This window comes from Cupriavidus sp. GW821-FHT07C08, from assembly GCF_059419025.1.
This window is the reverse complement of record NZ_JBWKQZ010000009.1, coordinates 180,029-200,237: the sequence shown is the minus strand read 5'-3', so window position 1 is coordinate 200,237 and position 20,209 is coordinate 180,029. Positions and strand designations below refer to the sequence as shown.

Sequence of the window (20,209 nt, the reverse complement as noted above, 5' to 3'; positions counted from 1 at the left end):
CCGCTTAGTCAGCCACCTGGCGCGACTTCCATTGTCCGTTGGACTGCTTGCAGAACCACCCGCTCCAATGCTCTTCAGCGCTGCCGCGCTTGAGATCGGACTTCAGGCGCCGGCAGGGCTGGCCCTTGTCGGTCTTGCTTTCGATCGGCGTGATGGTGCCGTCGATCTGCTTGCGCCGCCCCGCCGCGGGGAACGTCCATTCAACGGTCTTGCCGTCGGCCGTATCGTTCAGTGCCGTGCGCACTGACTTGGCCAGCGACGCGCCTTCCTTGTCGTTGAGCGTGCCGATGATGGTGCCGCTCAGGTAATTGTCGAAGTACGCCTGCGCCGGTGCCGCCGCGGCAAACAGCAGGGCGGCACCAAGCGCGCCAGTGACGGCGGCGCGCAGGGCAGGGCGGACAGGGCTGGCGGTAGGGTCGGATGGCCGAGGCAGCATGACGATTCCTTGTGGCTTCGTGGTGGCATTTGGGTGGCATTGTAAGCGCAATGCAGCGCCGCAGCAGCGCGCGGTGCGGTTGACACGTGCCAGCCGCTGACCTAGCGTTGATTGTTGCCCCCGCGCTTCGCGTTGGCCGGCAGCGGAGCCTGCTGTGCGCTTTGCACGGCAAGCGCCTTTCCCCCCGCGAGAGGAGATCCCATGAAGCTGCGCTATCTGACCATCGGCCTGGCACTTGCCTGCGCATTCGGCACGCTGCACGCCCAGACCACAGGCAAGGCCGACAAGTTCAATCCCTACACCGACGGCGCCAAGCAAGACCAGTTCAGTCCCTACTCCGATGGTGCCAAGCAGGACAAATTCAGCCCGTACTCGGATGGCGCAAAAAGCGACAACGTGACCTCGTTGAACCCGGGTGCCCGCCCTGACCAGATGGAGCCGATCCAGGGCGGCGCGCAGAAGTCCTTCGACTCATACAGCCAGGGTGGCATGAAGAGCGGGAAGTTCGACCCGTATTCCGAAGGCGCCAAGAGCGGCAAGTTCGATCCGTACAGCGAAGGGGCTAAAAAGTAACACTGTATTAAATGGGCCGGCTGCCGGCCGGCCCCGATCTCCACCAGATTCTCATGGCCGGCAGGTGTTGGCCTCGCCGGGGCTTGCGGCCGTGTGACCCCGGCGCCCGCAAAGCCTTGTCCGGAGCGGCTTTCGGGCAACCTGGCCAACATTTTGTTTCAAACCTTGCGTGATCGAAACGTGACTTCTGCGTCTCGAATTGTTATGGTTTATTGCGCATCGCAACAAACCGGACACAGTGCCCCGCGGGCCGTCTGCCTCGTGTCCGGGTCTCGCCACTCGGCGCCGGGCCCGTCTCTTGCTGTGTCGTCCTTCGTTCCGACCGCCGATGCCGGTCACCCCGATTCAACCGCTCACCCTGGCATACATGTCACAGATCGCCACGCCACGCCTGTCCGCTACCCATGCCTTGCCCATTGCCGGGCCGGGGGCTCGCCGCCGCACTGCGCGGGCGGGTGTGCGGATCGCAGCCTGGCTTGGTGGCAGTGCGCTGGCGCTGTGTGCCATGGCAGCCCATGCGTTCGATTTCGACACCGTGGCGGCGCGCGCGCGCCAGCTGGCGGCCTCGCCCTACAAGGCGCCGCCGCAGAACCTGCCGCGCGAGCTGCGCGAGCTGTCATACGAGCGCTACCGCGAGATCGAATACAAGCCCGAGCGCTTTGCCTGGCGCGGCACGCGCGCGCCGTTCGAGCTGTCTTTCTTCCACGAAGGCATGGTGTTCGACCAGCCCGTGCGTATCCATGAAGTGGTGGGCGACAGCGTGCGTGAATTCCGCTTCGACCCGTCCGCGTTCAACTACGGCCCGCACAAGGTCGATGCCGGCAAGCTCAAGGGCCTGGGCTTCGCAGGCTTCCGCATCCTGTATCCGCTGAACCAGGGCAAGCGCAAGGATGAGCTGGCGTCGTTCCTGGGCGCGAGCTATTTCCGCGCGCTGGGCAAGGACCAGTGGTACGGGTTGTCGGCACGCGGCCTGGCGGTCGACACCGCGCTCAATTCGGGCGAGGAGTTCCCGCGCTTTGTCGAATACTGGATCGAGCGTCCCGGCCCCAATGCCAAGGAGATCACGATCTACGCGCTGATGGATTCGCGCCGCATGAGCGGCGCGTACCGTTTCACCATCAAGCCCGGCGCCGAGACCGCGATGGAGGTCAAGTCGCGCCTCTACCTGCGCGAGAACGTGACCAAGCTGGGCCTGGCGCCGCTGACCAGCATGTTCCTGTTCGGCGAGAACCAGCCGTCGGCCGCGCAGGATTTCCGGCCCGAGGTGCATGACTCTGACGGCCTGTCGATCCACCTGGGCACCGGCGAATGGGTCTGGCGCCCGCTGGTCAATCCCAAGCGCTTGCTGGTCACCTCGTTCGCGGCGACCAATCCGCAGGGCTTCGGGCTGATGCAGCGCGACCGCACCTTCAACAACTATCAGGAGATCGGCTCATGGTATGAGCGCCGGCCCAGTGGCTGGGTGCAGCCGCGCGGCAACTGGGGCTCGGGCCGGGTAGAGCTGGTGCTGATCCCGACGCCGGACGAGACCAATGACAACATCGTCGCGTACTGGGTGCCGGACAACCCGCCCAAGCCGAAGCAACCCTTCGACTATGAGTACCGGCTGCTGTGGCAGAAGGACGGCGAACAACAGCCGCCGCTGTCGTGGGTGACCCAGACCCGCCTGGGGCAGGGCCAGACCCGCAACAAGGAAGACACAAGCTTTTCGCTGGTGGTGGACTTCGAAGGCCCGGCCTTCGGCAAGCTGCCGGCGAACGTGCGCATCGACCCGGTGGTTTCGGCCGATGCCAACGGTGAGCTGCTGAAAACGTCGGTGCAGCGCAATGAGGCGACCGGCGGCTGGCGCATGACCATGGTGATGCGCCGCAAGGACGAAACCAAGCCGGTTGAGTTGCGCGGCTATCTTCGCAACGGCAATACAACCCTATCCGAGACATGGAGCTACATCTTACCCCCAGGCTAAAGCAGCGACCGGCCAAGGCGGCGGCATGCGAGCGCTATGTCGACCGCCTGCCGGTATCGCCTGAAGTGCGCAGCGAACTGCTGGCAGACGGCGCGCCCGCGACGCCGGTCGCACCGGTCACGCCCGTGGCATCCGTTGCCCCCGTGATCGCCGTTACCGCCGACGGCCGCGATGCGCAGGACGCGATCACGCGCCTGCAGTCGCGCCTGGCGGCCAAGGACCCGCCGCCCGCGCAAGGCGGCAGTGCCTACGCCTCCGTCGGCCGGCGTTTCACGATGGCATACGGCAATCCCCAGGTGGATGGCGCACCGCTGCTGCAGCGGCGCGAAGACGGCACCGTGAAGGTCGACACCGGCCCCGAGCCCGAGCGCAGCTCGATGGTGCCGCGCCAGTGGCCGCCGCATATTGTCACCGGCTGGCTGCGCAATACCTGGCGCCGCATGCTGGGCCGCCCGCCCGTGCCCGAGACCTGGGACACGCTGCACGACGGTCCCGATGCCGAAGGCAAATGGCATCCGGCCGGCTCGCACCGCCGCTGGTTCCTGCTGGGCCTGGTCGTGATCCAGACCGTGCTGGCCACGTACTTCATGAGCAATGTGCTGCCGTACCATGGCGCCGATCCGCTCGAGATCGCCATCCTGGTGCTGTTCGCCGTCCTGTTCTCATGGGTGTCGGCCGGTTTCTGGACGGCGATGATGGGCTTCCTGGTGCTGGCCAAGGGCGGCGACCGCCACCTGATCTCGCGCTCGGCCGCGCCCGACGGGCCGATCGCGCCCGAGGCGCGCACCGCGATCATCATGCCGATCTGCAATGAGGACGTGACGCGCGTGTTCGCCGGGCTGCGCGCCACCTATGAATCGCTGGCGCGCACCAGTCACCTGTCCAACTTCGATTTCATCGTGCTGTCGGACAGTGGCAATCCGGACCTGCGCACCGCCGAGCATGACGCGTGGATGGAGCTGTGCCGCGCCGTCGGCGGCTTCGGCCGCATCTTCTACCGCTGGCGCCGCCACCGCGTGAAGCGCAAGACCGGCAACGTGGCCGACTTCTGCCGCCGCTGGGGCAGCAAGTACCGCTACATGGTGGTGCTCGATGCCGACAGCGTGATGAGCGGCGACTGCCTGGCCACGCTGGTGCGGCTGATGGAAGCCAACCCCGGCGCGGGCATCATCCAGTCCGCCCCCCTGGCAGTGGGCCGCGAGACCCTGTACGCGCGCGTGCAGCAGTTCGCCACGCGCGTGTACGGGCCGCTGTTCACGGCCGGCCTGCATTACTGGCAGCTGGGTGAATCGCACTACTGGGGCCATAACGCCATCATCCGCGTGCACCCGTTCATCGAGCACTGCGCGCTGGCGCCGTTGCCCGGCCGCGGCCCGCTGTCGGGTGAGATCCTGTCGCACGACTTTGTCGAAGCCGCGCTGATGCGCCGTGCCGGCTGGGGCGTGTGGATCGCCTACGACCTGGAAGGCTCGTACGAAGAACTGCCGCCCAACCTGCTGGACGAGGTCAAGCGCGACCGCCGCTGGTGCCAGGGCAACCTGATGAACTTCAGGCTGTGGCTCAAGCAGGGCTTCCACGTGGTGCACCGCGCGGTGTTCCTGACCGGCATCATGGCCTACCTGTCGGCGCCGCTGTGGCTGCTGTTCCTGCTGCTGTCCACGGCGATGCTGGCCAAGCACGCGCTGGTGCCGCCGGAGTATTTCACGCAGCAATACCAGCTGTTCCCGACCTGGCCCGAATGGCATCCGGAGAAGGCGCTGGCCTTGTTCTCTGCCACGGCCACGCTGCTGTTCCTGCCCAAGCTGGCCAGCGTGGTGCTGCTGATGAAGCAGGCGCGGCGTTATGGCGGGGCGGTGCAGCTGATTGCCAGCATGCTGATCGAGGTGCTGCTGTCCGCGCTGCTGGCGCCCACGCGCATGCTGTTCCATACCAAGTTCGTGATCGCCGCATACAGCGGCTGGGGCATCTCGTGGAAGTCGCCCCCGCGCGAAGACACCGAGACCACCTGGGGCGAAGCGTTCCGCCGCCACGGCTGGCACACCGCGCTGGGCCTGGCCTGGGGTGGTCTGGTGTACTGGCTGAATCCGTCCTACGTGCTGTGGCTGTTGCCGATCGTGGGCTCGCTGGCGCTGTCGATCCCGTTGTCGGTGATGCTGTCGCGGGTGTCGTTCGGTCGTGCCTCGCGCAATGCGGGCCTCTTCATGATCCCTGAGGAGACGCAGGTACCGCGGGAGATCGTCGAGACGCAACAGCATGTCGAAGCCGCGGCCGAAACGCCTGACTTTGTCGATGCCGTGGTGGACCCGGTTACCAATGCGCTGATGTGCGCGACCGCCACGCCGCGCGTGGTGCAGCCGGAATCGGCACGCAGGCGCCATGAGGCCCTGGTCGAGCATGCGCTCACGCATGGCCCGCGCGCGCTGACCCCGGCGCAGAAGCATGTGCTGCTGGGCAATCCGTTTGCACTGGCACGCCTGCATGAACTGGTGTGGGGCTCGCCGCTGGCCGATGCCGGCTGGAAGGACACGCGCATCCTGGTGCGGCGTGCGGCCAACGTGCTGCCGCTGCGCCCGCGCGCTGCCTGAGCGGGACTAACCCAAACAAAAAAGGCCCGCATCTGCGGGCCGTCTTTCTTTTGCGCGGGCGGCATGCCGTCCCGCGTCAATTGCAATCGATTCTTGTTTGTGTTGGCTAGCGCAGCGCCGCCGTGCAGATGGGCGCGTTGATGTAGACATCGCCGATGCGGCGCTCGCCACGGTCCTTGCGCGTCATGTAGCGGAACATCAGGCTGATGCCAAGCTTGGTCAGGATCTCGACGTCGCGGTTGGCGCAGATATTGCGCTGCAGCGGCGCGGCGTAGTTGACCTCGAAGCTGGCCAGGTCCAGCATCGGCCCGCGGTAGTTGGTGAGCTCCAGCTGGAACAGCACATGCTTGCCGGGGATCGACTGGCAGCGGCGCAGCCGCGTTTCGCCGTCGATTTCGATCGGCAGGGCGTCGTTGAGCTGGCGGCAGGCGCGTGCCAGCACGTTGTCGGGCCGCGTGGTGTTGCGCAGCAATTCAGGCACGCCGGCGGCGCCGGTGTTCTGGCCGGTGGCAGCGCCCTTGAGCATGCGTGACAGCGGGTCGGCCTCATCGATCGCAGGGGCCGGCGCCGAGGCGGCGACATTGCGCGCCTGCACCGGCGCGGCGTTGCCGGGCAGGGGCAGCGGCAACAGCAGCGCAGCCGCGAGTGCGGCCGGGCCTAGCGAAGCGGGAAGCGGCGTGTGTCGTATTCTCATGCAGGCTAACGTTGCCGGGACCGATACTGTCGTCCGTCTCTGCGTGGCCGACGGTGTGGCTTGCGCCGACAGGCTGGCATTGTACCCTCCACCTTGCCGCAGGTGAAAGCCGCGCCACCCGGCAAGGGCATCTGCAGCGCCGAGTCGCGCTGCCGTGATCGCAAATGACCTGACCTCACTATTCACCAATAGCGCCAACTTCGCCAGCACCATCGGACCCGACCTCGGCAGGGCAGTTTTTCTGAACGACTGTTTCAAAGCCCTGCACGCCAGGGCCGTACCGCCTTCGTTATGCTATGCAACAATTGCGCCTTTTCACGGGTTGCAGGCGCGGGCCGCAAGCAGGCTGGCCGTGCGTGACAACGCCGTTCCCCCGGATACTTTCCATGCCCCGTTCCACCAGCGCGGCTTCTCCCGCGCGCTTTCCTGCCTGGCTTCTGATCTGCGGTTCGCTGATGGCGATCGCGCCGTTGTCGATCGACATGTACCTGCCGAGTTTTCCGTCGCTGGCTGGCGATCTCGGCGTGGACATCGGCCAGGTGCAGCTTACCCTCGGCACATTCCTGGTGGGGCTGGCGCTGGGGCAGGCCTTCTATGGGCCGTTCAGCGACCGCTTCGGGCGCAAGCCGCCGCTCTATGTCGGCCTGTGCCTCTACGTGGCCGCCGCGGTGGGCTGCGCGCTGGCACGCAGCGTGGAGTCGCTGATGCTGTGGCGCTTCCTGCAGGCGCTGGGCGGCTGCGCCGGCATGGTGATGGCACGCGCGGTAATCCGCGACCGGCTTGAGGCGCATGAGTCGGCGCGCGCCTTCTCGTCGCTGATGCTGGTGATGGGGGTTGCGCCGATCCTGGCACCGATCGTCGGTGGCGCCATTCTCTCGGTATCGGGCTGGCGCACGATCTTCTGGGTGCTGGCGGCGGCCGGGGTGCTGATCCTGCTGCTGGTCCACCTGCGCATGGAAGAATCGCTGGACCGGCGCCATGCGGCGCCGCTGCGGCTCGGCACCGTGGCGAAAAGCTATGCCGAGCTGCTGCGGGATCGCGAATTCCTCGGCTACTCGCTGTCTGCCGGTTTCGGCTCGGCGGGCATGTTCGCGTATATCTCCGGCTCGCCGTTCGTGCTGATCGAGCTGCACGGCATCGCGCCGTCTCACTACGGTTTTGTGTTCGGCGCCAATGCGCTGGGCCTGATCACGATGTCGCAGCTCAACGCCAGGCTGGTGCGCGGCCGCTCGCTCGATCAGGTGCTCGGGGGCGCGCTGCTGGCGGCCTTTGCGGCGGGCCTGGCGCTGGCTGTTGCCGCGCTTGCAGGCGTGGCGGTGCTGCCGGTGCTGCTGGCGGGCTTCTTCGTCTTTATCGGCGCGCTCGGCTGCGTATCGCCGAATGCGTCGGCACTGTCGCTCGCCCATCAGGGCCATCGCGCCGGCACGGCCTCGGCCCTGATGGGCACGCTGCAGTTTTCACTCGGGACGTTGGGCGGCGCGGCCGTCAGCCTGTGGCGCGACGGCACCGCGCTGCCGCTGGGCGTGGTGATGGCGGCCTGCGGCGCGGGCGCGGTGCTGATGCGCTACTACGGGCGCTCAGGCCCCCGCTGACACCGGCCGCGAGCCGTCGTCAGGCGGCCTGTTGCGAGGCGGCCTGCTGCGCGGCAGCCTGTTGCACCACCACCATCTGCGCCGGCATCGGCGCGGCATAGCCGGCCTGGCCGAAGCTCTCGCGGATGATGCGGTTGGTATCGAAATAGACTTGCCAGTAGTGGTCATTGTGGCAGTGCGGACGCACCGCCAGCACCGGGCCGACCAGCGTGAACTCCAGGATCTCGACATCGACCGGGGGCTCGGCCAGCACGTTGGGGATCTCCGCGATGCGGGTCTTCAGCAGCGTTGCCGCATGGGCGGTGTCGGTGCTGCCGGCAAGCTGCGCTTTCAGTTCCACGCGCCGGTACGGGTTGGCCGTGAAGTTCTGGATGGTATCGCTGAAGATCTTGTTGTTGCCGACCACGGTCTGCACATTGTCCGGTGTGTCGAGCGAGGTTGCGAACAGGCCGATCTCGCGCACCGTGCCGGTCACGCCGCCGATTGTCACGAAGTCTCCCACCTTGAACGGGCGCAGCACCACCAGGAACGCGCCGGCAGCGAAGTTCGCCATCAATCCCGACCAGGCCATGCCGATGGCCACGCCAGCGGCGGCGATCAGTGCGGCAAAGGTCGTGGTCTGGATGCCGAAGTAGCCGAGGATGCCGATCACCAGCACCACGTTCAGCGTCACGGTGACGATCGAGCCGACATAGCGCAGCAGCGTGGGATCGACCTGCTGCTTGCCGAGCGCGTTCTGCACCATGCGCACGACAAAGTGGATCAGCCAGCGGCCGATGACCCAGAAGGCAAGGGCCGCCAGGATCTTGACCCCGAATTCCGTCGCGTAGGTGACAACCAGGGCCTTGAGGTTATCGAAGGTAGTGGCATCCATCGGCGTAGTCCTCTCATGTTGGTGTCCGGCCGGCCGCCGGCACAACATTCCCCGATTCAGCCGGCAGCGATGTGCTAGCCCTGCGCGCTGTTGCGGCGCAATACATGGGCACGGCAATTATTGAGACGCCGTACCGGAAGCGCAAGCAAATTATTGTTAAGACAAGCCGCCTTGCGCAGCTTGTCTATTTAAATCCGGACGGCCCGCACGCCATTACCAGTTGGTTTCCCGTTCCGGCGTTGCCGAAATCCGGTGCAAGGTCAGGTCCGCGCCGTTGAATTCGCCTTCCGCATCCAGCCTGATGCCCACCAGCTTCTTCAGCGCGCCATATACCAGGGTGCCACCGGCCAGCGCCACCACGATGCCGAGCACGGTGCCAATTGCCTGCGCGCCCAGCGACACGCCGCCCAGCCCGCCCAGCGCCCTGGCCCCGAAGATGCCCGCGGCAATGCCGCCCCAGGCGCCGCACAGCCCGTGCAGCGGCCACACGCCGAGCACGTCATCGATATGCCATTTGTTCTGCGCCAGCGTGAACATATAGACAAAGAGCGCGCCGGCCACCGCGCCGGTGATCAGCGCGCCGAGCGGGTGCATCAGGTCCGAGCCCGCGCACACCGCCACCAGCCCGGCCAGCGGGCCGTTGTAGGCAAAGCCCGGGTCGTTGCGTCCGGCCGCCCAGGCTGCCAGCGTGCCGCCGGCCATTGCCATCAGCGAGTTGATCGCCACCAGGCCGCTGACCTTGTCGACTGTCTGCGCGCTCATGACGTTAAAGCCGAACCAGCCCACCGCCAGCACCCAGGCGCCCAGCGCCAGGAACGGGATGTTTGAGGGCGGATGGGCGCTGATGCGGCCGTCCTTCTGGTAGCGCCCGCGCCGCGCGCCCAGCAGCAGCACCGCCGGCAGCGCAATCCAGCCGCCCAGCGCATGCACCACCACCGAGCCGGCAAAGTCATGGAACGGTGCGCCGGCCACGCGCGTGATCCAGTCCTGCACACCAAAGCGCTGGTTCCAGGCGATGCCTTCGAAGAACGGATAGACAAAACCCACCAGCACGAAGGTGGCGACCAGCTGCGGATTGAAGCGTGAACGCTCGGCAATACCGCCCGAGATAATCGCCGGAATAGCCGCGGCAAATGTCGCCAGGAAAAAGAACTTGACCAGTTCGTAACCGTTTTTCTGCGCCAGCGTTTCGGCGCCGGACATGAACTGCACGCCGTAGGCAATGGTGTAGCCGATAAAGAAATAGGCGATCGTCGAAACCGCAAAATCCACCAGAATCTTTACCAGTGCGTTGACCTGGTTCTTCTTGCGCACCGTGCCCAGTTCCAGGAAGGCAAAGCCGGCGTGCATGGCCAGCACCATGATGGCGCCTAGCAGGATAAACAGGGCGTCGGTGCCGGTCTTCCAGTTGTCCATAGTGACCTCATGCTCAAAATGGGAGCGTGGGTATGCAAAAAGCATTCCAGCGATGGCCGCATCCTGGTGCCACGTGCACCTTGTCGGGTAAAACCGCACCGGAATGCCGCGCGCAGGCCGGCGCGGCGCTGCTGGCAGCGTTGTCAGCGGCATCGCCGTGGTGGTGCGAATGCGCCGAAATGGCGCGCGGCGGCGGCGCAGGCTGAACCGTTATGGTGCGGCGCCCCATTTGTGGGAATCTGTCCTATGCTGCTGGTTTGCCCCCGGGCGCGGGCCGGCCCGGTGTTGCCGCGCGGCAGGACAGCCTGGCAAAGTCGGCTTCTGGCAAGCGGGAAAAGCGAGGGAAATTGCCCGCTAACCGGCCTCAATCAAGGATTTGCGGGTTTTTTTGTCGCATTGGTGCCACTGGGGATTGCTCTACGCGCAACGGGCAGATTAGACTGCGCCGATCGATGGCTTTGCCGCGAGGCACGCACATCGGTGACGACGACCAACAAGGGAAATCAGCCATGAATAAAGGTGAACTGGTATCGGCCATCGCCGCGGAAGCAGAACTGAGCAATGCCGCCGCCGAGCGTGCGCTCAACGCAGCGCTGGACAGTATCAAGAAGGCAGTGGCAAAGGGCGATTCGGTGACGCTGGTGGGCTTTGGCAGCTTCAGCTCCGGCAAACGCGCCGCCCGCACCGGCCGCAATCCGCGCACCGGTGAAACCATCAAGATCCCGGCCGCCAAGACGGTCAAGTTCTCTGCCGGACAGGGTTTCAAGGACGCGGTGAATAAGAAGAAGTAAGCAGTTTGCGTCCACAGCGTGAAAAGCGGCCTTGCAGGCCGCTTTTTTGTTGCCCGGCACGACCACGCCTGCCGGCACCGGGCTGCCGCCGGCAACGGCGGGCACGATCCGGGTTAAACTGCCGGCGCCAGTGTTGCGGCAATTGCATTCAGGCAATGCCCTCGCAGGTTCGCCCCCAAAATCCCGCCCCGCAATCCGTACCCGCATCATGAACGACCAGTCCCACCAGCTTTCCATGACCGTGCTGATGACGCCGGACATGGCCAACTTCTCAGGCAACGTCCACGGCGGCACCATCCTCAAGTACCTGGACATGGTTGCCTATGCCTGCGCCAGCCGCTACGCCGGCCGCTACGTGGTGACGCTGTCGGTCGACCAGGTGGTGTTCCGCCAGCCAATCCACGTGGGCGAGCTGGTGACCTTCCTCGCCTCGGTCAACTTCACCGGCCGCAGCTCGATGGAAATCGGCATCAAGGTGGTGACCGAGAACATCCGCAGCAAGCTGGTGCGCCATACCAACAGCTGCTACTTCACCATGGTGGCCGTGGACGACAACGGCACGCCGGCCGAGGTGCCGCCGCTGGAGCCCCGCGACGAGGTGGAGCGCCAGCGCTTTGCCGCCGCTCAGCAGCGCCGCGCGCTGCGCCAGGAAATGGAAAAGCGCCACGACGACATCAAGTCGTCGGTGACCTGAATACCGACCCCGCCATGAAGCGCAACTGCAATCGCATCCGTACGGTCCTGGCCGTCGCCTGTCTGGTGGCCGCCTCGGGCGCCTACGCCGAGGAGATCGGCAGCGTCAGCACCAATTTCCGCATGACCGGCTCAGACAAGGTCGTGATCGAAGCCTATGACGACCCCCAGGTAGACGGCGTGACCTGCTATGTGTCGCGCGCCCGCACGGGTGGCATCAAGGGCCAGCTGGGCATGGCCGAAGACCCGCCGGAGGCATCGATCGCCTGCCGGCAGGTGGGCACGATCGCCTTCAAGGGGCCGATCCGGCAACAGGACAACGTCTTCTCCGAGCGCATGTCGATCCTGTTCAAGGCCCTGCACGTCGTGCGCGCGGTCGACCGCAAGCGCAACACGCTGGTGTACCTGACGTACTCCGACCGCATTGTCAGCGGCAGCCCGCAGAACAGCGTCACCGCCGTGCCGGTGCCGGCGGGCACGGTCATCCCGGTGAAGTAACCCGTGACGTAGCCGGCCCCGGCAACCGGCGGATCAGGGGGCCAGCGCTGCGCTCTCCGCCTGGCAGTCGCGCGACGGGCGCGCGCCGCTGGCGCGTGCCGCCACCACTTCGCGGCGGGCCTGGTCCAGGTCGGCGCGGAAGGTGGGATCGGCATGCAGCCGCGCCACCGTTGCCGCGGCCATCATGCGGCCCTCGTTGACATCGCTTTGCCAGTGCACGTTGCAGACCACGCGGCTCTGGCCGAACGCGCGCCCGCGCGCCAGGATGTCATTGGCGCGTTCAGGCTCGACCTCCGCCAGGATCAGCGCCCAGGCCCAGCCGATGGCGCTGTGGCCGGACGGGTACGAGCCATCCTTTTCCAGCTTGGCGGCGTCGGCCGGCGTGCACATCGGCGTCTTGTTGGCCACAAAGGGGCGGGTGCGCTTGTAGCGGTCCTTGACGCCGTAGGTGGACAGGCCGGCATCGACCAGGCTGCGACGCAGCAGGATGTTCAGGTAGGGCGTGTCTTTCTCGCTGACCGGCACGCCCAGCACGCATGAGAACGCGCTGGCAGCCTGCGGGAACGTCAGCACGGCATCTTCGGTGGCCAGCTGCCAGCGCGGCGAGCCGCGCAGGGTGCCGGCCTGGCGCGCGGCGTCTTCATCCAGCGCCAGGGCGGGCGAGCCCTGCGCCGGCGGCGCGGGCAGCAGCTTCAGGCTGTCCGGGCGCGCATCGGCCGCCAGGTAGCCCGCCGCCACGCCGGGGCGCAGCTCTGGCACCGCGGACAGGTTGGTGCCGCCGGCGGCGCAGCCCGCCACCAGGGCGGCGAGTGCCACCGCGGTCATTGCCCGCCCTGGGGTGGACAAGGAGCGGTCACGCTTTGCTTGTTCCGTCAATTTGTCGTCCTTGTTGTTTTTGTCGAGTCGGGGCTGACCTGCCGCGACTCAGGCGGCAGCGTCGAACAGCTTGCGCAGGTTCGACTTCAGTATCTTGCCATTGGCATTGCGCGGCAGCATCTCGTGGTACATCAGGATACGCACCGGCACCTTGAACGCCGCGAGCCGCGTGCGCACGAAATCCTGCAGCTCGGCCTCGCTCGCCTGCATGCCGGGCTTCAGGCTGACCACCGCGGCCGGTTCTTCGCCCAGCGTCTTGTGCGCGAGCCCGACCACCGCGGCATCCATCACCGCCGGATGCTCGTACAGGGTGCTTTCCACCTCGATGCAGTAGATGTTCTCGCCGCCGCGGATCAGCATGTCCTTCATCCGGTCGACGATATAGACGTAGCCTTCCTCATCCAGCCGCGCAATGTCGCCGGTGCGCAGCCAGCCGTCGGCAAAGGTCTGCGCCGTGGCCTCGGGCTTGTTCCAGTAGCCGCGCACGACATTGGCACCGCGCGCCATCAGCTCGCCGGTCTCGCCGGGCGGCAAGGCGCGGCCGCGCCCGTCCACCACCTTCATCTCGCCGATCGGCAGTGCCGGGCCGCTGCTGTCCGGGCGCATCACGTATTCCTCGGCGCTGTGGCTGGTGAAGGTGGACGACGTTTCCGTCATGCCCCAGCCGATGCCGGGTGCGGCCAGCGGGAATACCTCGCCGATGCGCCGCACCAGTTCGGGCGATGCCGGCGCGCCGCCGTAGTTGACGTTCTCCAGCGAGGACAGGTCGAAGCGCTCGCGCTCCGGATGCTCCAGGATCTGCCATGCGATGGTGGGCACGCCGCCGGCCGCGGTGCAGCGCTCGCGCTCGATCAGTTCCATGCCGCGCAGCGCGTCCCAGCGGTGCATCAGCACGATCTTGCCGCCGGTGGCGATGGCGCCGTTGAGCACCGCCATGCAGCCGGTGACGTGGAAGAACGGCACCGCCAGCAGCATGGCCTTTTGCGGTGCGGCGGGGTCCGGCGCGGGAATCGGCTCGCCCCGGCGCAACAGGTTGCGGATCGGGCTGAAGCTGCCGGCGACCGCCACGTTGGTGGAGTTGCGGTGCGTGCCGAGCGCACCCTTGGGTTTGCCGGTGGTGCCCGAGGTGTAGAAGATGGTGGCGTCGTCGTCCGGATCGATTTCGACCTGCGGCGGCGCCTGGTCTGGCAGCGCGGCCCAGTCAGCCGGGCTGCCGATCAAGCTCTCCAGCGGGGCTACGCGCGGTTCGGCCGCGGTGCCGCCGGCACGTGAGGCATAGACGCGTTCCAGCGCCGGGCAGCCCGGCAGGTGTTCCAGGATGCGGTCGAGCCGTTCGGCATCGACGATCGCCACGCGGCTGCCAGAATCGGCCAGGCCGTACTCCAGCTCGGCCCCGGTCCACCAGGCATTGAGCGGTGTCACGATGGCGCCGGCCAACAGCGCGCCGTAGAAAGCCACCGGCCATTCAGGCAGGTTGCGCATGGCTACGGCCACGCGGTCGCCCTTGCGCACGCCGTCGCGTACCAGTGCATGGGCCAGGGCGATGGCGGCGCGCCGGAAGGCATCGTAGGAGACGCGCTCTTCCTCGTAGACCACGAAGGTGCGGTCGGCAAACGCGCGCGTGTTCAACAACAGCTCGCGCAGCGTGGGCGGTGCGTTCTTCCAGACGGTGGTGGGGATGCCGCGGATCACGCGCGTTTCGGTTTCGAACGGCGCGCCGGGCGCGGTAAGCCGGGCGTGGGCCTCGGCCAGTGACATGACCGGCCAGGTGCCGGCCACTTGCGGATTGCTTGACATGACTGCCTCCCGGAACTGCACTGCAGGTTGAGGGAAATGCAGGAAAGCGGCAGGCGCCGGCCTTCAGGCCGGCGCCCGCAACGCTGGGGCCAGACGCTCAGATGGTCACGCCGCCGTCCACGACCAGCGCCTGGCCCGTCATGAAGGTGCTGGCTGCCGACGCCAGGTAGACCGCCGCGCCGGCGATCTCGACGGGTTCGCCGATGCGGCGCAGCGGGGCGCCCTGGGTGGACTGCTTGTAGCGCTCGGGATCTTCCCACAGCGCGCGCGCAAAGTCGGTCTTGATCAGCCCCGGCGCGATGCAGTTCACGCGCACGTTGTGCGGCCCGAACTCGACGGCGAGGTTGCGCGCCAGCTGGAAGTCGGCGGCCTTGGAGATGTTGTACACGCCGATGGTGGGCGAGCCGCGCAAGCCGCCGATCGACGACACGATGATGATCGAGCCGTCCTTGCGGTCGATCATCTGCGGGGCCACCATCTGGATCAGCCAGTGGTTGGAGATGACATTGTTGTCCAGCACCTTGCGGAACTGGTCGTCCGACACGCCGCTCATGGGCCCGTAGTACGGGTTGGACGCGGCATTGCAGACCAGCACATCGATCTTGCCGAAGGCGCGGTTGGTCTCGTCGACCAGGCGCTGCAGGTCGTCCTTCGAAGAAATATTGGCAGGGACTGCGATCGCGGTGCCTGCGCCGTGGCGGGCGTTGATGGCATCCACCACTTCCTGGCAGGCCTCGATCTTGCGCGAAGAAATGACCACCTTGGCGCCCTGGACGGCCATCTGCTCGGCGATGGCGCGGCCAATCCCGCGCGAGGAGCCGGTGACGATGGCAACCTTGCCCGTCAGATCAAACAATGACATGGAGTCTCCTGTATGGCTGCGCCGGCGTCAGGGGCCGGCTTTGTCCTGGCGACGTGCCCGCAGGCAGCATCGCCAGGACATTATGGTGGCGCCGCTGGCACCAGTCCACAGGCCGGGGTGCCGCGCGCCGGCCATATCAGGATTCTTTCTGCGGGCAATGCGCGCCGTGCATGGCAGGCATGCTGCATAGCGCAATCATGGCGCCTCAGGTGCCGGAGGATGCCGTTGCGGGCGCCAGCAGCGCTGGCAGGGCGTCGGCCAGGCCACGCCGCAGGTCATTGTCCAGCAGCACGCCAAAGCGATCCGACAAGGCCTGCACCACGGCCTCGGGCGAGGCCAGCCGCGTTCGGCGCACGGTGCCGTCCGGTGCGCGCTCGGCCAGGTCGCCGTCGGCCAGCGTCACGCGGGTGCCGCCGTCGGTGCGCGCGGCCATCAGCCGCTGCAGGAACACGCTGTCAGGGTGCGTCGATACATACCAGTTGCGCGGCACGAAATCGATCCACGGCTGCGGCGTCAGGTCAAAGCGGTAGACCTTGATCCAGCCGGCGTCGCCGCGCGCCTCCAGGTCGTAGCTGTGGAACGCGGTGGCGGCGGCGTCCGGTGGCGAAGGCGCCAGACGGTACGGGAAGCTGTCATCGGCCGGCTCGGACAGAGGCATCGCCCGGTATGGCGTGGGGCCGCCGAAGCCGACATCGGCCAGGTAGCTGCGATGCGCCACTTCCACGCGCAGCAGCATGTGCGAGGTCATGGTCGGCACATCGTCGGGAACGCCCCAGCGCACGCGCGCGGCCAGCGGCGTCACGGCGTAGCCGAGCGCGCCCAGCCCGGCCGCCAGCAGTGTATTGAGCTCAAAGCAGTAGCCGCCGCGCCGGCGCGTGACGAGCTTGTCGAAGACCGCATCCAGTTCGATCCGTACCGGCCGGCGCAACAGCGGATCGATGTTCTCGAACGGAATGCTGGCCAGGTGCGCGGCCAGTACGATATCCAGCGCTTCCAGCGTGGGCGAGGGCGGGGCGGCAATGCCGAGGCGCGCCAGCCAGGCGTCCAGTTGGGTTGCGTCCAGGGTCATCATGGTATGCGGGGCTCCGGTGCGATGCATTCAGTTGAGCGCCTCCAGCGCCGGCAGGTCACGCAGTTCGATGCCGCCATACTCCAGCCGCAGCAGCCCGCGCGCTTCCAGTTCGCGCAGCGCGTGGTTCACGGTCTGGCGCGAAAGGCCCAGCATCTGCGCCAGCTGTTCCTGCGGGATGCGCACGCGCTGCGTCGCCTGGGCCTGCGGCAGGTTGCCGTAGCCATGGGCGATCGCGGCCAGGCGCCGGGCGATGCGCGCCGCCGGCGGCAGCAATTGCGCTTCCTCGACATAGTTGAAGGCCTGGCGCGTCTTGGCGGCCAGCAGTTGCCCGAAGGCCTGCCACCATGCCGGCTCCTGCGCCAGGCGCCGCTCCAGGCTGGCGCGCGGCACGTGCCACAGCATGGTGGCGCTGACCGCGCGTGCGTCGTGGGTGCGCGGCAGGCCGTCGAACAGGCAGATCTCGCCGAACCACGTGCCCGGTTCCAGCAGGCCGAGCAACGCCGCCTTGCCCGATTCGCCGCTGGCGTGGATCTGCATGGTGCCGCTGGCGACACAATACAGGCCGTCGAAGCGGTCGCCGCGGGCAAAGAGCGTCTCGCCGGCCACCAGTCGGCGCAGGCTGCCGTCATCGATTAGTGCCTGGCGCAGCGCCGGCGGCAACTGGCTGAACCAGGCGCCGGCACGTACGGCAGCAAGCGCATCGTCGCGCGGCGGCACCGTGCCGGGCAGTGTGCCGGCGAGTTGCGATCGGGGGCGTTGCGGCGGGCTCGCCAGTCCCATGCCGGTCTCCTTTCATATTGGGCTGTGCCGGGTGTCAGCAGGGACACACAAGGGCACGCGGCGACCGTGCGGACTGTCAAAAACCTGACAGACCGCACGGTGCGTGCCCACTACTATAAATCCACATCGCGCCCGCCGCGCAGCAGCAGGCGGCACGCGCACGCCTGCGCACAAGGAGACGCCCCCGTGAAAACCCTGATCGAACACCTGGCCAACTACGCCGCCTACCATCGCGATCCGCGCAACATCTTTACGCACTTCATTGGTATCCCGATGATCGTGCTGGCAGTGACGACGCTGCTGGCGCGCCCGGCGCTGCCGCTGGGCGACGGCTCTGCCTACCTGACGCCGGCGATGCTGCTGTACATCCTGTCGTGCCTGTTCTACCTGCGCCTGTCGCTGGTGTTCGGGGTGGCGATGGCGGCCATCCTGGCGTTCTTCCTCTATGCCGGCGCGTACATTGCGGCGATGCCCACCGCCTGGTGGCTTGCCATCGGCCTTGGCCTGTTCGTGGTGGGATGGGTGATTCAGTTCATCGGCCACTATTACGAGGGGCGCAAGCCGGCGTTCGTCGACGACCTGGTCGGGCTGCTGATCGGCCCGCTGTTCCTGGTGGCGGAAACCGCCTTTGCGCTGGGGCTGGCACGCGACACGCGCGAGGCCATGGCCGCCCGCACGCACTGATCACGGCAACCCCGCCGGCAGCCGCAGCCGCGCCGCCAGCCCGCCCAGCGGGCTCGATGCCAGCGCCAGGCTGCCGTCGTACATCGCGGCGATTTCCGTCACGATCGCCAGGCCCAGACCGCTGCCGGCAGCGGCCTCGTCGAGCCGGCCATAGCGTGCGGTGGCCAGTGCCTGCGCCTCCGGCGGCATGCCTGGGCCATCGTCTTCGACCAGTATTTCGAGCTCGCCATCCGCTTCCTGCAGCGTGACGCGCACGCGCGTGCGAGCCCACTGGCAGGCATTGTCGAGCAGGTTGCCGAGTATTTCGACCAGGTCTTGCCGGTCGCCGGCAAAGTGCCCGGCGCCTTCAACCGTCAGCGCCAGCGCGCGCTCAGCGTGCAGCCGCGCCAGTGCACGCGTCAGCTCCCGTACCGGCGCGCCGGCATCGATGCGCTGGCCGCGCGCCGCCGCGGCGCCCGCCGCGCGTGCGCGCGCCAGGTGGCGGTCGACCTGCCGGCGCATCGCTTCGACCTGCGCCGCCACGGCTTGCGCCGGTGCCCCCGGCAGCGCCGCGGCCTCATTGGCGAGCACTGCCAGCGGCGTCTTGACCGCGTGCGCCAGGTCAGCCGCCTGCCGGCGCGAGCGTTCCAGCGCCTGGGCGTTGCGAGCCAGCAGAGCATTGATCTCGGCCACCAGGGGTTCGACTTCAGTAGGCCAGTCGCCGCCCAGGCGTGCCTCGCGCCGCGCCTGCATCGTGCCCAGCGCGCGCCGCAGCCGCGCCAGCGGCGCCAGGCCAAACTTGACCTGCGCCGCGACCGCCAGCATCAGCCCCAGCCCCAGCGCCGTCAGCGACCACGCCAGCGTCCGGTTGAAGCTGCGGCGCGCGGCGCGCAGCTCGGTCCGGTCCAGCGCCACCGAGATCTCCACCGGGGTATCCGCGGACGGCAGCACCAGTTGCCGGGACACCACCAGCAGCGACTGGTTGCCGGGGCCCGGGCGCACGTCGGCCTGGGCGCCGGCAAGGCGGCGCTCCACCGTCACCGGCATTTCCGTATCCCACAGCGAGCGCGAGCGCAGCAGCGCGCCCGGCGCGCGCGCCTGCCAATAGGTGCCGGAGTAGGGCAGCTCGTAGCGGGGATCGGCAGGGGTACGGGTAAGGACCAGCTTGCCGTCGGCGCTCCAGTCCAGCGCCGCGGCCAGGCCCGCCAACTGGTGGTCGAGCTGGCGCACATAGGTGTTGTTGACGTGGCGCTCGAACAGTGTCGACAGCAGCCAGCCGCTGACGCCCAGCGCCGCCGCCAGCCAGATCGCCGCCACTGCCAGCAGGCGCAGCGCAAGGGACCGGCGCAGGCGGGCGGGCATCTAGGGCTGCAGCTGCGACGGCGGCCGCAGCCGGTAGCCCTGGCCGCGCACGGTCTCGATGACGTCCACGCCAAGCTTGCGGCGCAGCCGCCCCACAAAGACCTCGATGGTGTTGCTGTCGCGGTCGAAGTCCTGGGCATAGATGTGCTCGGTCAGCGCGGTCTTGCTGATGATGGCGCCGGGATGGTGCATCAGGTAGTCCAGCACGCGGAATTCATGCGAGGTCAGCGCCACCGGCGTGCCGTCGACGGTGACCGTGCCTGCGCGCGGATTCATCCGCACCGGGCCGCATTGCAGCTCTGGCGCCGGCATGCCGTGCGCGCGCCGGATCAGCGCGCGGATGCGCGCGAGCAGCTCCTCCATGCGGAATGGCTTGGCCAGGTAGTCGTCGGCGCCGGCGTCGATGCCTTCGACCTTCTCGGTCCAGCTGTCGCGCGCGGTCAGGATCAGCACCGGCACGCTGACCTGCGCGGCGCGCCAGCGGCGCAGCACCGAAAGGCCGTCCAGCCGCGGCAGGCCCAGGTCCAGGATGACGGCGTCGTAGGGCTCCTGCTCGCCCAGGTGGCAGGCGTCCAGGCCGTCCGCGGCCACGTCGACGGCATAGCCGGCGTCGGCCAGGCTGGCACGGACCTGGGCGGCGAGGGCGGCTTCGTCTTCGACCAGCAAGATGCGCATCGGG

19 protein-coding genes are annotated in these 20,209 nt (G+C 67.6%); 8 read left to right on the top strand and 11 right to left on the bottom strand.

The annotated features are described in order from the left end of the window. Nucleotides 1–4 precede the first annotated feature (4 nt). Complete coding sequence (locus AC07UK_RS14560; protein ID WP_436223490.1) at nucleotides 5–436, bottom strand: RT0821/Lpp0805 family surface protein; 432 nt, start codon at nucleotides 434–436, stop codon at nucleotides 5–7. Nucleotides 437–637: 201 nt separating this feature from the next. On the opposite strand from AC07UK_RS14560, the gene AC07UK_RS14555 reads away from it, so the two are divergent. The 3 genes from AC07UK_RS14555 to mdoH all read left to right on the top strand — a co-directional run bounded on the left by AC07UK_RS14555 (nucleotide 638) and on the right by mdoH (nucleotide 5,560). After that, complete coding sequence (locus tag AC07UK_RS14555; protein WP_114134759.1) at nucleotides 638–1,009, top strand: hypothetical protein; 372 nt, start codon at nucleotides 638–640, stop codon at nucleotides 1,007–1,009. Between the two features lie 367 nt (nucleotides 1,010–1,376). Further along, a complete protein-coding gene (locus tag AC07UK_RS14550; protein WP_436223488.1) occupies nucleotides 1,377–2,975 on the top strand; it encodes a glucan biosynthesis protein G in 1,599 nt (532 codons plus the stop codon). Next, entirely contained in the window at nucleotides 2,948–5,560 is a 2,613-nt protein-coding gene (mdoH, locus tag AC07UK_RS14545; RefSeq protein WP_436223487.1) for a glucans biosynthesis glucosyltransferase MdoH, read from the top strand. The genes AC07UK_RS14550 and mdoH overlap by 28 nt, the downstream gene beginning before the upstream one ends. 106 nt (nucleotides 5,561–5,666) lie before the next feature. Here mdoH and AC07UK_RS14540 read toward each other — a convergent pair whose 3' ends face one another. Beyond that, a complete protein-coding gene (locus AC07UK_RS14540; protein WP_114134757.1) occupies nucleotides 5,667–6,254 on the bottom strand; it encodes a hypothetical protein in 588 nt (195 codons plus the stop codon). Nucleotides 6,255–6,640: 386 nt separating this feature from the next. Between AC07UK_RS14540 and AC07UK_RS14535 the strand changes: the two genes are divergently transcribed. After that, nucleotides 6,641–7,846, top strand: a complete 1,206-nt coding sequence (locus tag AC07UK_RS14535) for a Bcr/CflA family multidrug efflux MFS transporter (protein ID WP_436223485.1) — start codon at nucleotides 6,641–6,643, stop codon at nucleotides 7,844–7,846. A gap of 19 nt (nucleotides 7,847–7,865) precedes the next feature. On the opposite strand, the gene AC07UK_RS14530 is transcribed toward AC07UK_RS14535, so the two are convergent. Beyond that, entirely contained in the window at nucleotides 7,866–8,720 is an 855-nt protein-coding gene (locus AC07UK_RS14530) for a mechanosensitive ion channel family protein (RefSeq protein ID WP_436223484.1), read from the bottom strand. 213 nt (nucleotides 8,721–8,933) lie between these two features. Next, the gene (locus AC07UK_RS14525) at nucleotides 8,934–10,136 is read right to left on the bottom strand and encodes an ammonium transporter (protein ID WP_153955727.1); all 1,203 of its coding nucleotides are present in this window, start codon (nucleotides 10,134–10,136) and stop codon (nucleotides 8,934–8,936) included. 509 nt (nucleotides 10,137–10,645) lie between these two features. Here AC07UK_RS14525 and AC07UK_RS14520 point away from each other — a divergent pair. From AC07UK_RS14520 to AC07UK_RS14510, 3 genes are all read left to right on the top strand, one after another. Then, entirely contained in the window at nucleotides 10,646–10,927 is a 282-nt protein-coding gene (locus tag AC07UK_RS14520; RefSeq protein ID WP_008651272.1) for an HU family DNA-binding protein, read from the top strand. A 208-nt stretch (nucleotides 10,928–11,135) separates the two neighbouring features. Beyond that, nucleotides 11,136–11,621: an acyl-CoA thioesterase gene (locus tag AC07UK_RS14515; protein WP_013952870.1), complete on the top strand. Its 486-nt coding sequence runs from the start codon at nucleotides 11,136–11,138 to the stop codon at nucleotides 11,619–11,621. A gap of 14 nt (nucleotides 11,622–11,635) precedes the next feature. Next, nucleotides 11,636–12,118 carry a CreA family protein gene (locus AC07UK_RS14510; protein ID WP_436223483.1) on the top strand — a complete coding sequence of 161 codons (483 nt, stop codon included), beginning with the start codon at nucleotides 11,636–11,638 and terminating at the stop codon, nucleotides 12,116–12,118. A 33-nt stretch (nucleotides 12,119–12,151) separates the two neighbouring features. Here the strand turns inward: AC07UK_RS14510 and AC07UK_RS14505 are convergent, their stop codons facing one another. The 5 genes from AC07UK_RS14505 to AC07UK_RS14485 form a co-directional block, all read right to left on the bottom strand. Continuing rightward, on the bottom strand, nucleotides 12,152–12,994 hold the full coding sequence (locus AC07UK_RS14505; RefSeq protein WP_436223482.1) for an acid phosphatase: 843 nt from the start codon (nucleotides 12,992–12,994) through the stop codon (nucleotides 12,152–12,154). A gap of 48 nt (nucleotides 12,995–13,042) precedes the next feature. Beyond that, nucleotides 13,043–14,791 (bottom strand): class I adenylate-forming enzyme family protein, encoded by a 1,749-nt coding sequence (locus AC07UK_RS14500; protein ID WP_436223481.1) that lies wholly within the window; start codon nucleotides 14,789–14,791, stop codon nucleotides 13,043–13,045. Between the two features lie 97 nt (nucleotides 14,792–14,888). Next, on the bottom strand, nucleotides 14,889–15,653 hold the full coding sequence (locus AC07UK_RS14495; protein WP_011617096.1) for an SDR family oxidoreductase: 765 nt from the start codon (nucleotides 15,651–15,653) through the stop codon (nucleotides 14,889–14,891). A 205-nt stretch (nucleotides 15,654–15,858) separates the two neighbouring features. Then, a complete protein-coding gene (locus AC07UK_RS14490) occupies nucleotides 15,859–16,725 on the bottom strand; it encodes an arylamine N-acetyltransferase family protein (RefSeq protein WP_436223480.1) in 867 nt (288 codons plus the stop codon). A 27-nt stretch (nucleotides 16,726–16,752) separates the two neighbouring features. Further along, complete coding sequence (locus AC07UK_RS14485) at nucleotides 16,753–17,505, bottom strand: Crp/Fnr family transcriptional regulator (protein ID WP_494685713.1); 753 nt, start codon at nucleotides 17,503–17,505, stop codon at nucleotides 16,753–16,755. A gap of 186 nt (nucleotides 17,506–17,691) precedes the next feature. On the opposite strand from AC07UK_RS14485, the gene AC07UK_RS14480 reads away from it, so the two are divergent. Further along, a complete protein-coding gene (locus tag AC07UK_RS14480) occupies nucleotides 17,692–18,189 on the top strand; it encodes an Mpo1 family 2-hydroxy fatty acid dioxygenase (protein WP_436223478.1) in 498 nt (165 codons plus the stop codon). Here AC07UK_RS14480 and AC07UK_RS14475 read toward each other — a convergent pair whose 3' ends face one another. Together AC07UK_RS14475 and AC07UK_RS14470 are read right to left on the bottom strand one after the other, a co-directional pair. Next, the gene (locus AC07UK_RS14475; protein ID WP_436223477.1) at nucleotides 18,190–19,530 is read right to left on the bottom strand and encodes a sensor histidine kinase; all 1,341 of its coding nucleotides are present in this window, start codon (nucleotides 19,528–19,530) and stop codon (nucleotides 18,190–18,192) included. Next, a complete protein-coding gene (locus AC07UK_RS14470; protein WP_436223476.1) occupies nucleotides 19,531–20,205 on the bottom strand; it encodes a response regulator transcription factor in 675 nt (224 codons plus the stop codon). Nucleotides 20,206–20,209: the final 4 nt, after the last annotated feature.

Excerpts from the sequence above, each read along its gene's own strand:
- AC07UK_RS14560 (WP_436223490.1), bottom strand. The coding sequence starts at position 436 with ATGCTGCCTCGGCCATCCGACCCTACCGCCAGCCCTGTCCGCCCTGCC.
- AC07UK_RS14555 (WP_114134759.1), top strand. The coding sequence starts at position 638 with ATGAAGCTGCGCTATCTGACCATCGGCCTGGCACTTGCCTGCGCATTC.
- AC07UK_RS14550 (WP_436223488.1), top strand. The coding sequence starts at position 1,377 with ATGTCACAGATCGCCACGCCACGCCTGTCCGCTACCCATGCCTTGCCC.
- mdoH (WP_436223487.1), top strand. The coding sequence starts at position 2,948 with ATGGAGCTACATCTTACCCCCAGGCTAAAGCAGCGACCGGCCAAGGCG.
- AC07UK_RS14540 (WP_114134757.1), bottom strand. The coding sequence starts at position 6,254 with ATGAGAATACGACACACGCCGCTTCCCGCTTCGCTAGGCCCGGCCGCA.
- AC07UK_RS14535 (WP_436223485.1), top strand. The coding sequence starts at position 6,641 with ATGCCCCGTTCCACCAGCGCGGCTTCTCCCGCGCGCTTTCCTGCCTGG.
- AC07UK_RS14530 (WP_436223484.1), bottom strand. The coding sequence starts at position 8,720 with ATGGATGCCACTACCTTCGATAACCTCAAGGCCCTGGTTGTCACCTAC.
- AC07UK_RS14525 (WP_153955727.1), bottom strand. The coding sequence starts at position 10,136 with ATGGACAACTGGAAGACCGGCACCGACGCCCTGTTTATCCTGCTAGGC.
- AC07UK_RS14520 (WP_008651272.1), top strand. The coding sequence starts at position 10,646 with ATGAATAAAGGTGAACTGGTATCGGCCATCGCCGCGGAAGCAGAACTG.
- AC07UK_RS14515 (WP_013952870.1), top strand. The coding sequence starts at position 11,136 with ATGAACGACCAGTCCCACCAGCTTTCCATGACCGTGCTGATGACGCCG.
- AC07UK_RS14510 (WP_436223483.1), top strand. The coding sequence starts at position 11,636 with ATGAAGCGCAACTGCAATCGCATCCGTACGGTCCTGGCCGTCGCCTGT.
- AC07UK_RS14500 (WP_436223481.1), bottom strand. The coding sequence starts at position 14,791 with ATGTCAAGCAATCCGCAAGTGGCCGGCACCTGGCCGGTCATGTCACTG.
- AC07UK_RS14495 (WP_011617096.1), bottom strand. The coding sequence starts at position 15,653 with ATGTCATTGTTTGATCTGACGGGCAAGGTTGCCATCGTCACCGGCTCC.
- AC07UK_RS14490 (WP_436223480.1), bottom strand. The coding sequence starts at position 16,725 with ATGATGACCCTGGACGCAACCCAACTGGACGCCTGGCTGGCGCGCCTC.
- AC07UK_RS14485 (WP_494685713.1), bottom strand. The coding sequence starts at position 17,505 with ATGGGACTGGCGAGCCCGCCGCAACGCCCCCGATCGCAACTCGCCGGC.
- AC07UK_RS14475 (WP_436223477.1), bottom strand. The coding sequence starts at position 19,530 with ATGCCCGCCCGCCTGCGCCGGTCCCTTGCGCTGCGCCTGCTGGCAGTG.
- AC07UK_RS14470 (WP_436223476.1), bottom strand. The coding sequence starts at position 20,205 with ATGCGCATCTTGCTGGTCGAAGACGAAGCCGCCCTCGCCGCCCAGGTC.